Annotated in this window: 14 protein-coding genes; 8 read left to right on the top strand and 6 right to left on the bottom strand. The window is 49.6% G+C overall.

Annotated elements, in window-relative coordinates:
* Nucleotide 1 precedes the first annotated feature (1 nt).
* The gene (locus MJO57_RS08370; protein ID WP_252024461.1) at nucleotides 2-988 is read left to right on the top strand and encodes a hypothetical protein; all 987 of its coding nucleotides are present in this window, start codon (nucleotides 2-4) and stop codon (nucleotides 986-988) included.
* Nucleotides 981-1,220: a carboxymuconolactone decarboxylase family protein gene (locus MJO57_RS08365; protein ID WP_252024459.1), complete on the top strand. Its 240-nt coding sequence runs from the start codon at nucleotides 981-983 to the stop codon at nucleotides 1,218-1,220. The genes MJO57_RS08370 and MJO57_RS08365 overlap by 8 nt, the downstream gene beginning before the upstream one ends.
* An 83-nt stretch (nucleotides 1,221-1,303) precedes the next feature.
* Here the strand turns inward: MJO57_RS08365 and MJO57_RS08360 are convergent, their stop codons facing one another.
* The 3 genes from MJO57_RS08360 to MJO57_RS08350 are packed head-to-tail and all read right to left on the bottom strand — an operon-like array spanning nucleotide 1,304 to nucleotide 4,064.
* Nucleotides 1,304-1,888: a DUF84 family protein gene (locus MJO57_RS08360; protein ID WP_252024457.1), complete on the bottom strand. Its 585-nt coding sequence runs from the start codon at nucleotides 1,886-1,888 to the stop codon at nucleotides 1,304-1,306.
* 39 nt (nucleotides 1,889-1,927) lie between these two features.
* Complete coding sequence (locus MJO57_RS08355) at nucleotides 1,928-2,749, bottom strand: M48 family metallopeptidase (RefSeq protein ID WP_252024456.1); 822 nt, start codon at nucleotides 2,747-2,749, stop codon at nucleotides 1,928-1,930.
* A 25-nt stretch (nucleotides 2,750-2,774) separates the two neighbouring features.
* Nucleotides 2,775-4,064, bottom strand: coding sequence for a pyridoxal phosphate-dependent aminotransferase (locus tag MJO57_RS08350; protein ID WP_252024454.1), 1,290 nt, complete (start codon nucleotides 4,062-4,064; stop codon nucleotides 2,775-2,777).
* A 253-nt stretch (nucleotides 4,065-4,317) separates the two neighbouring features.
* Here MJO57_RS08350 and MJO57_RS08345 point away from each other — a divergent pair, with 253 nt between their 5' ends.
* Entirely contained in the window at nucleotides 4,318-6,444 is a 2,127-nt protein-coding gene (locus tag MJO57_RS08345; protein ID WP_252024452.1) for a hypothetical protein, read from the top strand.
* A gap of 99 nt (nucleotides 6,445-6,543) precedes the next feature.
* On the opposite strand, the gene MJO57_RS08340 is transcribed toward MJO57_RS08345, so the two are convergent.
* From MJO57_RS08340 to MJO57_RS08330, 3 genes are all read right to left on the bottom strand, one after another.
* Nucleotides 6,544-7,191 (bottom strand): 5-formyltetrahydrofolate cyclo-ligase, encoded by a 648-nt coding sequence (locus MJO57_RS08340; RefSeq protein WP_252024450.1) that lies wholly within the window; start codon nucleotides 7,189-7,191, stop codon nucleotides 6,544-6,546.
* A 22-nt stretch (nucleotides 7,192-7,213) separates the two neighbouring features.
* Nucleotides 7,214-8,476, bottom strand: a complete 1,263-nt coding sequence (locus MJO57_RS08335; RefSeq protein WP_252024448.1) for an FAD-binding oxidoreductase — start codon at nucleotides 8,474-8,476, stop codon at nucleotides 7,214-7,216.
* 77 nt (nucleotides 8,477-8,553) lie between these two features.
* Complete coding sequence (locus MJO57_RS08330; RefSeq protein WP_252024446.1) at nucleotides 8,554-9,276, bottom strand: SDR family oxidoreductase; 723 nt, start codon at nucleotides 9,274-9,276, stop codon at nucleotides 8,554-8,556.
* 431 nt (nucleotides 9,277-9,707) lie between these two features.
* Between MJO57_RS08330 and rsxA the strand changes: the two genes are divergently transcribed.
* From rsxA to rsxD, 5 genes are all read left to right on the top strand, one after another.
* The gene (rsxA, locus tag MJO57_RS08325) at nucleotides 9,708-10,292 is read left to right on the top strand and encodes an electron transport complex subunit RsxA (RefSeq protein ID WP_252024444.1); all 585 of its coding nucleotides are present in this window, start codon (nucleotides 9,708-9,710) and stop codon (nucleotides 10,290-10,292) included.
* Nucleotides 10,293-10,363: 71 nt separating this feature from the next.
* On the top strand, nucleotides 10,364-11,026 hold the full coding sequence (gene rsxB / locus MJO57_RS08320; protein WP_252024442.1) for an electron transport complex subunit RsxB: 663 nt from the start codon (nucleotides 10,364-10,366) through the stop codon (nucleotides 11,024-11,026).
* On the top strand, nucleotides 11,010-11,402 hold the full coding sequence (locus MJO57_RS08315; RefSeq protein ID WP_252024440.1) for a hypothetical protein: 393 nt from the start codon (nucleotides 11,010-11,012) through the stop codon (nucleotides 11,400-11,402). Before rsxB ends, MJO57_RS08315 begins: the two co-directional genes overlap by 17 nt.
* Before the next feature lie 13 nt (nucleotides 11,403-11,415).
* Nucleotides 11,416-13,062, top strand: coding sequence for an electron transport complex subunit RsxC (gene rsxC / locus MJO57_RS08310; protein WP_252024438.1), 1,647 nt, complete (start codon nucleotides 11,416-11,418; stop codon nucleotides 13,060-13,062).
* Nucleotides 13,063-13,163: 101 nt separating this feature from the next.
* Nucleotides 13,164-14,246, top strand: a complete 1,083-nt coding sequence (rsxD, locus tag MJO57_RS08305; RefSeq protein ID WP_256493254.1) for an electron transport complex subunit RsxD — start codon at nucleotides 13,164-13,166, stop codon at nucleotides 14,244-14,246.
* Nucleotides 14,247-14,248 lie beyond the last annotated feature (2 nt).

Below are 14,248 nucleotides of genomic sequence, written 5' to 3'. Positions count from 1 at the left end.
ATTGCCTTATCAAGCTGAAATCAAGTTCAGAAATATATATGAAAGCGGCCTTGAACAACTGCCTGAGAATATACAGGTCAATGTTGTCGCCGGGTTGACAAGAGCGATTAAAGATCAACAGGATGTTCGTAAATACAAGGATGCAGAAATCATCATATTGTCCTTTAGAGGAAACCCTGTTGCTCCAACAATACCTTCAGGATATGACCACCTTGATAACACGCTAGCCATACTCTGGCAGGCTATGGATAAACATCAGTCGGCTGAAAAACTGCTACTGGCCATGATCAATAAGATTCCGGGCATGCCCGAGACCGAGCTGAGCACCCCCTCTGGCAAGCACTATGTTGATTTGGCACTGGTAAGACTCTGGGAGGTCATGGGCAACAATGAGCGGTCTGAAAAACTGCTGCTGGCCTTGAGCAAGAAGACCCCGGGGATGCCCGAGTCCGAGCTGTGCAAACCCTCCGGAAAGTACGATATCGATCTGTCCAGGCACTGGCAGCTCATGGGTAAACATAAGCTGTCGGAAAAACTGCTGCTGGCCATGAGCAGGAAGATACCAGAAATGCCCGAAGCCGAGCTGTGCAAACCCTCCGGCAAGCACAGTATCGATCTGACACTGGTAAGGCTCTGGCAGCTCACGGGCAAACATGAGCGGGCTGAAAAGCTGCTGCTGGCCATGTGCAAGAAGACACCAGAGATGCCCGAGGCCAAGCTGTGCAAACTCTTCGGCAAGTTCGATCTCGATCTGGCAAGGCACTGGCAGGTCATGGGCAAACATGAGCGGGCCGAAAAACTGCTGCTGGCCATGATCAATAAAACACCAGAAATGCCCGTGGCTTATCTGTGCAAACCCAGCGGCAAGCACTATATCGATCTGGCACTGGTAAAACTCTGGGAGGTCATGGGCAAAAATGAGCAAGCCAAAATGCTATGGATCCAGGAAAGCACCCAACATTGCAAGCCTGAAAAAACAAATGTTTAAGGATTGCGAACAGGAGCGCATCGCCCTGGCATATACAGAAGCAGTGACGTACAGCGACCGACAGGTCACTCCTGAGCTGATGAAGCGGGTAAAAGAGTATTTTGATCATGACTCAATTATTGAACTGACAGGGCTGATTGCTTTCCAGAACATGTCCAGCAAATTCAATGCAGCCCTGGATGTTCCTGCAGAAGGTTTCTGCAACCTCCCGAAAAAAGCCTCTGATGTTTAGGAGATCACAACTTTCCGGTCAATATAGACAAGTGCATCTTTTCACGGGATAGTGGCTATTCAGTGACTTTGTAGCGATAGATTTTACTCAGCCTTTTCTATTACTTTTTCCTGTTCCAGGGCATTCACAATATCAATCAAGGTTTCTTCTAAATATTCTTGACGGGATTTAAAAGGCGGTAAACTTGAGTGGGGATCATCATGTTGAACAGTGCTGTCTATTTCGGCCATCACCTGCCCTACCGTTGTACTGTCAAACCCCCTTTGCCTGGCGATAGCGACACATTCAGCGGGCAATAGCACCGGTGATGTTTCCTTAACGTACCGTTTTCCATCGGATGTCTCGACAATAACCACCGCTTTATCCAGCCAAACTGCCTGACCGTTTATTTCCTGATTAAAAATACCATTTTCGATGGCTACCACCAAAAAGTCAGCATTATGGTCTGTTGACAGGTGTTTTTTCCTGGCATCTTCAATTCTGTTGCTGGCTCCGGCAAATGTCTCATTATCAACTGGCTGGCTACTGATTCCGGACCGGGCGTTGATCGCAAGCAGATTAACCTTGTAGTTTGCAAACGCTGTTTCTACTGCGCAAACTTTTGTTTTTGACTTAGAGCCAACAACAACATCAAAGGCTGGATTAAGGCCAGTGGCCGACAGATTCATATCAATGACTCCGCTTTTTATTCAAGTTTCACTCAAGGGTTAATTGGTTTTGCTGATTGCCTGCTGGTAAAGGTGATCCACTTTCGCAATATTGGCTTTCAGCCCATTAATACGGGTATTGTGGGACGGGTGTGTGCTCATAAATTCCGGCACGCTGCCGTCACTTTGCGCCGACATCTTTTTCCACAAGCTGACCGCCGCCCTCGGGTTGTATCCAGCCCTGGCCATCAGCTCCAGACCGATAAGGTCAGCCTCGGCCTCATTGGTACGGCTATTAGGCAAGGTAAGCGCATAATTTACTACGGTACTGCCCACACTTATGATCTCAGGGCTGACACCCAGAAGAATCCCCAGGGTATCCTGTCCCAATTGCACGGCATACGCCTGAGACATAGCCTCCCGGCCATGCTCCCTGAGCGCATGGGCCATTTCGTGTCCCATAATGGCGGCGATCTCATCATCAGTCAGCTTCAGGGTGTCAATAATGCCGGTATAAAACATAATCTTGCCCCCGGGCATACAGTAGGCATTGAGTTGTTTATCCGTCATCAGGTTAACTTCCCAGTTCCAGCTCCGGGCATCCGGCCTGAACACACCCACATGGGACACCAGACGGTCAGCAATGGTACGCAGGCGTTTAACGTCGGCAGGTTTCCGGTTCAACACTTCTTTTTTCCGGGCGATATTCAGTGCTTCCCGATAAGCCTCCGCAGACATGGCATTCACCTGGCTTTCCGAGAGCAAAGAGAACATCTTCTGCTCACGCTGGACACCAATAGTCCCTGAGTTGGTTGTTGATACCGTCTGACACCCTGCCAGAAAAATACACAGGCTAATGCCCAGAGCTTTTAACCGCTTCATCCCTATTACCTGTTTCTTCAGTACGTCATTCTTTATTGTCTTTGCCCGACCGCATCAGCCATTGCTTTATGCGCTGGCATGCTTGATACAGCTTGGGGCAATACTGCCGGACAAAAACGTCTGGTTCATACCGCCCTTCTGCCATCGCACCAAGCGCCTTACCCCCATCAAAGTCGACAAACGCCATCCTGACAAATAGTTGATCTGCCATTAAACCGAAATCACTACCGGGAAGCATGGCTATACCGGTATCTGATAGCAAGTTATTGCACAAATCATCCGAGGTTTTGATGCCACGGGCCATCAATTGCTCTCTGAAACCCTCAAAGCTGACAAACAGATAAAAACCACCCACCGGATCAGCCATTTGTAAGCCCATGCCTCTCAGGGAGTCCACCATAAAACGGGCAATCAGTGACAGAACCTGTCGGCTTTGCTCAAGATAACGATTGATCTCTGAACTTTCTGAAAAAGCGGTACAGGCAGCATACTGGATGGGAGCGCAGGTTGAAGTAAACGTTTCACTGGCAATCACCGCCATGGCATCCTGCACGGCGCGCAGCGCCTTTGGGAAAATCATCGTGCCCAGACGCCACCCTCCGGCTCCACACCATTTACTGAGCCCACTACTGATAATGGTTCCCTCAGGATAGAAGCCAGCCATTGAATGATGTTGCCCGGAAAAACGGGTTTCACCGTAGATTTCATCCGCAATAATGATCACTTTCTGTCGTCTGGCAACATCAGCCAGGGCCTTCAGGTTCTCCGGATCGTAGCTTGAACCTGTCGGGTTTGACGGGTAATTGAGTAACAGCAATCGCGCCTCATCCCCGGGCGGTGGCAACTGTTCCAGCTGCTGCGGAGAAATTTGCCACTGATTCTCCATCGCAGTTGCCAGGTAGCGGACATTGCGCCCAAGCATCAGTGCCTGAGGAGCGTAAGACACCCAGCTGGGGGCAGGTATTATCAGCTCGGCCTGACAGGCCATCTGGATATTAAACAATAACTCTTTGGAACCGGGGCCTATCAGCACTGAATCGGCATCAATCTCAAGGCCATCCCTGCGCTGATAATAATCCGCCACAGATTGGCGCAACGCCTGAAGCCCCCGAACGGGCAAATAGTCTTTTTCATTGGCGTGATTCTGCAGACTGTTGACAACACTATCCGGGACTGGAAAAGGCGACTGACCGAGCCCAAGGCGGATAATATCCCGCCCTTCTTTAATCAGCTGCTGGCTATGCTCATTGATTTTCAGCGTCGCAGATGGTTCAAGAGACTTTACTCTGGGGTTAAGCTGGTTTTCGTGAATCATGGTTCTGGCATCCCTGCGCTGGCTGGCGCATAACTCACTCTGTTGATAAGGGCATAAAAAGAATAATTAAAAATTACCCTTTAATACAATTTCAGACTACTTTCATTCGTGATCGTTTCAAAGAGACAAGACTAAATTTTTTAATCTATGTAAAGTTATTTCCAAGACGCATATACACTAAATACCGGCTGATTTGACCACCCCCGATTTTCCTACGTACAACAGGCTATGAAAAGCTGATAAGGGTTATTAAATGGATGGCATTTTCTCTAAAACCTATCCCCCTCCGGTGCTAGAGCAGTTACCAATATCCCCTCAGGAAGCGGGACCGCCAGCGTGTATTGTCACCAGCATTCCCCCAACCAGGTATATTTCAGAAACACAGCGTAACAACCCTTTTTCGGGGACCTGCGTTCAGCAATCGGTTGGTAAAGTATTACAGGAAATGAAACCCTCAACCATTCATACTGCCCCCAACCACAATGATGCATCCCGCCATACTGCAGATAGTCAACAGCAGGCCCAGTGGCTCATAGCAGATGATACGACTCAATCTGTTGGCATAAAGCAGAAAAAAACAGACGCTACCCATTCAGAAAATATACCCAACAGGGTAGATAATCACCTTACTGGGCTGGCATCAAAACCTGCCAATAAAACAACACCTCAACAAACAAAACGACAAGACAAAGGCAAACCGGGCAAAAAAAAATCAACCCATCGGCACCATACTATAAACAGAAATAATAAAAATCGTGCACCAGCCAATCAAATAAAAAACAAAAAATCAAAAAAACAAATAAAGGCTTTCCAAGAACAGAGAAGAAGGCAAGTTATAACAGAACTGTATAGCAACATTGAAAATGTTATCAGAGACATAACATCAATAGGCAACAAACCTTCTAAAAAATTACTATTATCGGCTTGTATTAGAATTGTCAAAAAAAACACCCAGAAAAACCATACTTCCTCAAACGCAGAAAAGACAAATAGATCAAAAAACACACCCATAACTGGAATTGATGATAATCATTTAAGAAGAAATCATTATGAACGCGGCCGTCGTCGTGAAATTCGCCAGTTGATTCTTGATCTAAGAAAGGCTATTCATGGATCGACCGATCAAAAAAGGAATGAGCGTGCCACGCTTCAGGATTTTTTATTATTTGTCACAAAAAAACAGGGATTAAAAAAAACAAAAAGTCGGTCAAACTGTAATTCAGCGACAGGAGTGAAAACAACAGATCCTTTATCTAATCAAACCAACACCATACCCAATGGTAAAGAATCTGTAAGCAGCGATAAACGGGATACCTCTCCAATGTCTCGGAAAATGTGGCAACACCCACAAGACATGTGTTCAACACTCAACCATTCCCAACCGAGCTGGTTTGCAGAGTCTATTTCACAACTTCTTGAAGATGAGTATCAATACCATGAAAGCCAGCGGCTCAAAAACACTGGCGCACACCCATTGGACGAGCTGGAATCAACTATAGATACCCATTCCCCTATTACACCATGCCCGTCCTTCCTTGTGCCAGGTCCTCCGGAGCAGAATAAACAGGAAAAAACCTATCCCCTGCTGCCAGATTCCCCCTCTCCTCCCGCTACTTGCATGTACCAACCACAAACTTTCAAACAAGAAGAACGGTATCCGGCAGAGTACTTACCTATGATGATGGCCGTACCGCCCCGGGAAATTTTTCAATGGACACCATGTCAACATCTACAGGCACAGGTACAGAATAACGCGGTTTCTTCTGCTTCAGGCGACACTATAGAACCTAAAATAGAACCTAAAATCGAAGATGTTTCATCTTCAGACGATGACACACTCTTTAACTTGCAACAACTGAGCCTCGGAGAGATAGCGTCTGTAGTGGATGAGATGTCAGATCCTTCACCACTGGGATCAACACAGGGTATTTTGCCAATAGGTGACCAATATCAACCACTAATAACTGACTTGAAGATTCAGGTTAGTGACCTAAAGAGGAGTCGTACAGACTTGAGACTTCAACTAATACAGAATAAAACCTTATTAGATGGAGAACTAAACAAAAATTTTAATCTGTCGAGAAAAGCATTTAATCTTGAACAAGAGGTTGAGATGCTTCGAAAAGAAAATGCACAATGTCGTCAAACAGAACAACTGGTAGAGAACCTGATAAGATTTACTTTTCAAGACGAACAAAGAAAGATTGCTGATCTGTACAGGAGCCAGACAAACCTGGAACATCAACAAAGACAAACTGAAACCCTTTTACATGGAGTGCTAAATGACAATCTGCAACTATTAAGAAAAGCATTTAATCTTGAGCAGGAGCTTGAAATGCTTAGAAAAGAGAATGCACGACTCCAGCAAAAAGATCGATAGTCAGAAACTGTGCCAGAAGTAATTCAGAGATTTTCACAGCAAACAGTGTAAGGGCCTGTGCCATCTTTTACAGCCTGATTGAAATCATGGCAGATCTCTTCAAGTGCTTAACATGAGTGAGTAATAGCGACTATCCGTTGCAATGCCCGACATGGCTATATCCCAGTGCTCCACAGGTATCGATGCAACTTTCTGGCACTCATGGGCAAGTCCAATCAGTATTGGCTTGTCTGCTGTTCTGGTAAAGGCAAATGTTCTGTCATAGAACCCTCCTCCCATGCCAAGTCTTCTACCAGTTTCATCAAAACCGGTTAAAGGTACAAAAACAATGTCAAGTTTTTCCAGCGAAATGGGGCTTGCTTCCTGCAAAGAAGGCTCAGGGATGCCAAAACGATTCAAAACCAGTGGAGTGTCAGGCAGGTATTCAATAAACAGAAGGTCTATACTGCCCCCTTGCGCAACCACCGGCAGATAACATTGTTTACCCGAATTCCAGAGGAAATCACGGAGAGCTTCTGGATTTATTTCGCCATCATTAGCTATATAAACAGCAATGTGCTGACTGTCTGTAAGCTCTGGCCGCCTGCTAAGAATATTACAAAGCCTCTCACCAGCGCTGACTTGCTGGTCAGCGCTCAATGCCCGGCGACGTTTGCGAAGAGCCGTTCTTAAATCAGAACGGTTGCATGCACTTGATTTCAGAACGGTATGAGTGAATGAATCGGCTTTATGTTGTTTATCAGTCATTCAAGTCACCAAATATATCAGCTTAACCAACAAACCTTACCGGACTGAAAGGAGATACATCAATAACAGGTCTGGCTTTACTGATAAGTTCGCTAATCACTCGCCCGGTAACAGCCCCCGTACCCACACCGGCATGACCATGCCCAAATGCAAACCAGAGCCCCGGGTGCCTCGGAGCTTCGCCAATAACCGGCAGCCCATCAGGCATGGAAGGCCGACTGCCAACCCAAACCGCCCCCACGGGATTGCCAAGCGAAAAAACCTCACGGGCATTACGGCTGGCTTGATAAAGCTGCTTTGAAACCGGCGGCGCGTCGCGGGCTGACAACTCAATACCTGTCGTCAGTCTCAACCCATTGTTCATCGGTGACATAACATAGCCACCGTCCACATCATGAATTGGTCTGCTCAGCTGAAAGGCGTCCGAGGGTTGAAATTGCTGATGATACCCCCGCTCAGCAGCCATGGGAAAAGAATAGCCCAGCTTTTCACAGAGTTCGCCACTCCATGAGCCCAGTGCAAGTACTACTATATGACCTCTGATATGACCTCTAATATTTTCTCCATGGGTCTCAATCAGGAAACCGTCACTATCACGGGTGATATTTTCAGCAGATACCTGGCAAAACTGACCACCTGAGGATTGAAAAGTGTTTACATAGCCATTAATGACCCCGGAAGGATCAACGAGCGAGGCCGTATCCCGGATCAAAACTCCTTTACAGAAACCAGAGGTAATCGCCGGTTCCAGCTCTGAAATACCCTCCGGATCGAAAATATCATATCGAATGCCTAACCGGTCATAGTAATCTCTCTGATATTGGACGGCCCGAAAGGAAGCCTCTTGCCGGTAAAGCCGAAGCCAGCCTTTTTCCATCAACTGTTGTTTACCGCCAGACATCGCCAGCAACGTCTTGTGCTCGGCAACAGCGTGCCGGAAAAGACTGTCCAGCCCTTTTACAGAGGCTTCATAGCGGGATCGGCTGTTTCCAATCAACAGATAATAGAGCCAGTGCCAGTAATGTGGCAATTGACTCAAATGAACATGCACATTGGGGTGATTTTTTAACAGGGCACCGGACAGATGATGGGTGATATCCGATAAACTCAGAGGGAATACAGAGCCACGGTTTATTAACCCGGCATTGCCATAAGAGGCTTCCATCCCGGGCGTTTTACGGTCAACCAGTGTCACCCGGTAGCCACTTTTCTGCAGATGGAGCGCTACACAAACCCCCACCATTCCAGCTCCCAGAACCACTGCACTTTTCCCCACCACGGCCACATACCTCAAACACTGGATCAGTGGGATTAACTTACCATAATGAGATCAAAGTACGATGTTTTCGATCTGAAAATCCCCTACGCGGTTTGCCGGGTAGCCGTCACTACCAGTTCACGGATACAGACATTCTGCGGCTGCTGGTATACAAAGGTAATACAACGGGCAATATCCTCTGCCGTAATAACACCGCCCATGCCGTCTTTCCACTGTTCATAGCCATCGATGATGTCGCTGGACGTGGTATGACTCAGCAGCTCGGTTTCTACCGCTCCCGGGGCGATGGTTACTACCCTTACACTGTCGTCAGCCAGCTCTTCTCTCAGCGTTTCAGACAAACCATGCACGGCAAACTTGGTGCCACAATAGGCCATATGATTTGGAAAACCCTTGATACCCGCCACTGAGCTGATATTGATGATGGTTCCCCCTTTTCGGGCTTTCATCTGACGGGCAACGGCATAAATGCCATTCAGAACCCCTTTGATATTCACATCAACCATGGTATCCCACTCGGCGGGATCCTGTTCGTCGGCACGCCCCAGCTGCATTAGCCCGGCATTGTTGATAAGACAGTCCGTATCTCCGTAGCGGGACTCGGCTTCTTCGATGGCCAGCTTCAGGGCATCACGATCCGTCACATCCACTCGCCGGCACAGTGCGTCAGGAAGATCCAGAGCCTCCAGCCGCTCAACCCTTCTGGCCAGTAATAACAGAGGATAGCCAAGTTGACTCATGGCCCTGGCAACAGCTTCACCAATACCAGAGCTGGCTCCGGTAATAACAACCAATGGCTTTTTCATGGCAGAACTCCTGAAGGAACAAATACTGGGAATTTCAGTTCACCGATGTACTGCGAACCCAAGTGTGTATGAATTACAAAAGCAGATAATTAAGATAGTTGATCTGAAAGAGCTTATTTATGAGAAAACAGCATACGTTGTTTCTTATTCGGTATCCTTCAGCGTCATTAGAGGCATCACTACATGCATCCTGCCTGTTGTGGCGTTATAATCCCCACCTCCTGAGTCAGGGCTGTTCAATGATGACTCAATGAGTCTTTAGGAAAAAGCACCCAAACCGGCTTATCGTTATTCGATTTGTATCTTTAAATGTCATTTATCTGCTTTTTTCAGAAATATATACTTGACGCCTTCCATCAGGTATCCAACACCATTTTTGATCGTCCGGCTAATTAATCTTTAATTAGCCAGGTACTGCAGCAGGGAAACCAATGAGCGAACTGATACTGATTCTGGTCAGCGCCATACTGGTCAACAACTTTGTACTGGTCCAATTCCTTGGGTTGTGTCCATTTATGGGCGTTTCCAACAAGCTGGAGTCGGCCATGGGTATGTCAATGGCGACCACTTTTGTGCTGACACTGGCCTCTATCTGCAGCTATTTAACGTATAAATACATTCTGTTGCCACTGAACCTGGAGTTTCTGAAAACCATCTCGTTCATTCTGGTGATTGCCGTAGTGGTGCAATTCAACGAAATGGTGGTGCGCAAAACCAGCCCGCTGCTGCACAAGGTGCTGGGCGTATTTCTGCCACTGATCACCACAAACTGTGCGGTACTTGGGGTTGCCCTGCTGAACACCAACCGGATGGACAGTTCACTGGTGGATTCAGCCACTTATGGTTTTGGTGCTGCAGCCGGTTTTTCCCTGGTGCTGGTGTTGTTCTCTGCCATGCGTGAGCGCATCGCCGCTGCCGATGTACCAACACCTTTCAGAGGCGCCGCCATTGGCATGATCAGCGCAGGGCTGATGTCGATGGCGTTTATGGGGTTTACCGGACTGATTAAACTGTGAACGCAGGATTTCCAACAATGATGACAAATGCCAGACGTGATAAAAAGCTGAAGGAGCGGTTGCGCTAGTCCATGGACATTGTTCTTTACGCGATTGGAGCCCTGCTGGCTCTCGCCCTTATTTTCGGGGCCATTCTCGGTTTTGCCGCTATCCGCTTCAAGGTGGAAGGCAACCCGATTGTTGACCAGATTAATGAAATCCTGCCTCAGACCCAGTGCGGTCAGTGCGGTTACCCGGGCTGTCGTCCTTACGCTGAAGCCATTGCCAATGGTGATGCCATCAATAAATGTCCACCCGGTGGCCAGGCGACCATCAACACGCTGGCTGACCTGCTGGATGTTGAGGCAGAGCCGCTGGATGCAGAGCATGGACAGGAGTCCGTCACGAAAGTGGCCTTTATCCGGGAAGCGGAATGCATCGGCTGTACCAAGTGCATTCAGGCCTGCCCTGTGGACGCCATCCTGGGTGCTGCCAAACAGATGCATACGGTGATTGCCGATGAGTGTACCGGCTGCGATCTCTGTATTGAGCCCTGCCCCGTTGATTGTATTGAAATGCGTCCTGTGGATATCACGGCCAGGACGTGGAGCTGGGACTTGCCCCGGCCAAATCATGGACAGGCTGGTTTGATTGCCACTGCCTCAGAGGGCAGACCGTATGAACGCCATGGCAAAAAGCCCAACCCCAGACCTCCGGAATCATGCTTCCGGGAGTCAGGTGATCGCCAGTTCTGAACGCAAAATATGGCCATTAGTCGGCGGGGTTCATCCGGAAGAAAACAAGCATCAGTCAACCGGCTGCCCGATCAGTGTTCTGCCACTGCCGGCAACACTGGTTCTGCCATTGTTGCAGCACGCAGGTACACCTGCTGACCCGGTTATCAGCGTTGGGGACAAAGTACTCAAAGGGCAGATGATTGCCAAAGCTTCCGGCTTTGTCAGCGCCGCCCTGCATGCGCCCACCTCGGGTATTATTACCGCCATCGAGAACCGGCCGATTCCCCACGCTTCCGGCTTTTATGACCTGTGCATCGTGATGGAAGCCGATGGCCTGGAGCAATGGTGTGAACTGGCTCCCGTCGCGGATTATCGTCAACTGTCGCCCTGCTGACCTGGTCGGGAAAGTGCGCGATGCCGGTATCAGTGGTCTGGGTGGTGCTGGCTTTCCTACGGCCATCAAACTCGCTCCCGTCAATGCCATCAATACTCTGATTCTCAATGGAACCGAGTGTGAGCCCTATATTACCGCCGACGATATGCTCATGCGGGAAAAGGCGGAAGCGGTTATTCAAGGCGCTGAAATTCTCCAATACATGTTGGGGGCCGGAGAGTGCCTGGTCGGTATTGAAGACAATAAACCCGAAGCCATAGCTGCCATGCGAGAGGCCGCTGCAGGCAAAAACATAGACATTGTCGTTTTTCCGACCATCTACCCTTCCGGTGGCGAAAAACAACTGATCCTGATTCTTACCGGTCAGGAGGTATCCTCTGGCAAACTGCCTGCGGATCTGGGCATGGTGGTTCAGAACGTGGGGACCGCCGTGGCGGTCAAAGAAGCCATTATTGACGGCAAACCGCTGATCTCCCGCATCACCACTCTGACTGGTGATGCACTTTCAGCGCCACAAAATGTCGAAGTATTGATCGGTACACTGGCACAGGACCTGCTGCAATACGCTGCGCTCAGAGAGTCCGAATTATCAACGCTGGTACTTGGTGGCCCGATGATGGGCTTCACTGTGGACCGCATGGATATCCCGGTGATCAAAACCTCAAACTGTCTGATTGCCGCGACTGAGGATGAATTTCCGGCAGCACCGGATGCCCAGGCCTGTATCCGTTGTGGGCACTGTGCCGAGGCGTGTCCATCGTCGTTGCTGCCTCAGCAGCTTTACTGGCATGCCAGGGCTGAGAACCACGAGCAGCTGATGCACCACAATCTGTTTGACTGTATTGAGTGTGGTGCCTGCTCTTTTGTCTGCCCGTCGTCCATTCCGCTGGTTCAGTATTACCGGGCATCCAAAGGCGCTATTCGCACCCAGGAAGCCAGACACGCCAAGTCCGAGCGCTCCAAACAGCGCTATGAAGGCCGTCTGGCCAGACTGGAACAGGAAAAAGTAGAGAAAGAGGCCAAACGCAAAGCCAATGCCGAGCGGGCAGCAAAACTGAAGGCTGCCCAGGCAGTGGAAAACACCGGGAGTGACGTCAAAGCAGAAGAAGACCCAATCCAGGCCGCCATCGCCCGGGCCAAAGCTCGAAAAGCAGCGGCCGCTGCCGGGACTTCTGAGCCTGCATCAGCCAGGCAAGCGCCTGGTGGACAGCTTTCTGCCAAACAGAAAGAACTGAAAGTTCAGCTGTCCATGGCCAAAGCCCAGGCCAAAAAGACGGAAAGAGCGCTGGCTGCCGCAGAAGCTTCCGCTGATCTTAACGGCGACCGGGGTGCTATTGAACAGCTGAAGTCTAATCTGGCGATGTTACATCAGCAGGTTACCCAGCTTCAGCAGGCATTTGATGAAAATACCCGGGAATCTGCCAGCAAAGATCATACGGAAACAACCGCTGAAAAACCTGACAAAGCCACCAAACCGGCACTCACTGACAATGAGAAAAAACGCAAGGTTGAGCTGGCCATGGCCAATGCTGCGGTCAAAAAGCTTCAGCGGGCGATTGCCAGTGCCGGTGAAGACGAACTGGATGCGCTGAAACAACAGCTGAAGGCAGCGGAACAAAAGGCAGCTGAGATGAAAAAGGCTCTGGAGGGTCTCTCGTGACTTGCATTTACAACCGCCTTATTCCCACGCTCTGCGGAGGACCGTGGGAACGGGAAACCCCGGAAAGCATGATGAAAGACGCAACAGAGCGGAATCGTTGAATGGCTTTGATTAACAGCAGATCATCCATCAGCCAGAGGGGTAGAGAGACCTCCCCCCATACGCTGGGGCAAAACAGCACCCAGCGGGTCATGAGTCTGGTAATCATGGCCACTTTCCCCGGTCTGATCGCACAAACCATCTTTTTTGGCTGGGGTACACTGATCAATGTTGTCTGGTGCTCCCTGATTGCCATGGGCTGCGAAGCGGCGGTTTTATCGCTGCGCCAACGGTCCGTCAGCTTCTATCTGAATGATTGCAGTGCCCTGGTGGCCGGTTTACTGCTGGGGCTGGCATTGCCGCCTTTTGCCCCCTGGTGGCTATCACTGGTAGCCGTGTCCTTCGCGTTGATCATTGGCAAGCATCTTTATGGAGGCCTGGGCCAGAACCCCTTTAACCCGGCCATGCTGGGCTATGTTCTGGTACTGATTTCGTTTCCCCAGGAAATGACCACCTGGCTGCCACCTTTAGGACTGGAAGGCCATAACAACAGCCTGACCGATGCGCTGTTCACCATTTTCCCCCTGGGTCAGGGCGTCAGTGTAGATGCCATCAGTATGGCCACCCCACTGGATGTGTTGCGGGAAAACAAAAGCCTGACTATCAACGAGCTGTGGGAAAGCAACCCGGTATTTGATGGCATGGCCGGTCGTGGCTGGATGTGGGTTAACCTGGCTTATCTGGCTGGTGGTGTCTCTCTGATCTGGCGAAAAGTATTTACCTGGCATGCCCCTGTGGGGATGCTCGGTGCCATTGCGGTGATGGCGACCCTCTTCTGGAGTGGTAACGGGTCAGACAGCCATGGTTCCCCGCTGTTCCATCTTCTCAGTGGCGCCACCATGCTGGGGGCATTTTTTATCATTACCGACCCGGTCAGTGGTGCCACCAGCAACCGTGGACGTCTGATTTTTGGTGCCGGGGTTGGCGTAATGGTCTATGTCATCCGAGCCTGGGGTGGATATCCGGACGGTGTCGCCTTTGCCACGCTGCTGATGAACATGGCGGCTCCTACCATCGACTATTACACCCAGCCACGGACTTATGGCCATCACAAGGCCAATAAAGGCCTGCCAAAGAAGGACTGAAT

The organism is Endozoicomonas sp. SCSIO W0465 (genome assembly GCF_023716865.1).
In the GTDB taxonomy this organism is placed as follows: Bacteria; Pseudomonadota; Gammaproteobacteria; order Pseudomonadales; family Endozoicomonadaceae; genus Endozoicomonas.
Note: the sequence above shows the minus strand (reverse complement) of the source record. Positions and strands in the feature narration are given on the sequence as shown.

Excerpts from the sequence above, each read along its gene's own strand:
- MJO57_RS08345 (WP_252024452.1), top strand. The coding sequence starts at position 4,318 with ATGGATGGCATTTTCTCTAAAACCTATCCCCCTCCGGTGCTAGAGCAG.
- MJO57_RS08360 (WP_252024457.1), bottom strand. The coding sequence starts at position 1,888 with ATGAATCTGTCGGCCACTGGCCTTAATCCAGCCTTTGATGTTGTTGTT.
- MJO57_RS08330 (WP_252024446.1), bottom strand. The coding sequence starts at position 9,276 with ATGAAAAAGCCATTGGTTGTTATTACCGGAGCCAGCTCTGGTATTGGT.
- MJO57_RS08350 (WP_252024454.1), bottom strand. The coding sequence starts at position 4,064 with ATGATTCACGAAAACCAGCTTAACCCCAGAGTAAAGTCTCTTGAACCA.
- MJO57_RS08355 (WP_252024456.1), bottom strand. The coding sequence starts at position 2,749 with ATGAAGCGGTTAAAAGCTCTGGGCATTAGCCTGTGTATTTTTCTGGCA.
- rsxD (WP_256493254.1), top strand. The coding sequence starts at position 13,164 with ATGGCTTTGATTAACAGCAGATCATCCATCAGCCAGAGGGGTAGAGAG.
- rsxB (WP_252024442.1), top strand. The coding sequence starts at position 10,364 with ATGGACATTGTTCTTTACGCGATTGGAGCCCTGCTGGCTCTCGCCCTT.
- rsxA (WP_252024444.1), top strand. The coding sequence starts at position 9,708 with ATGAGCGAACTGATACTGATTCTGGTCAGCGCCATACTGGTCAACAAC.
- MJO57_RS08365 (WP_252024459.1), top strand. The coding sequence starts at position 981 with ATGTTTAAGGATTGCGAACAGGAGCGCATCGCCCTGGCATATACAGAA.
- MJO57_RS08340 (WP_252024450.1), bottom strand. The coding sequence starts at position 7,191 with ATGACTGATAAACAACATAAAGCCGATTCATTCACTCATACCGTTCTG.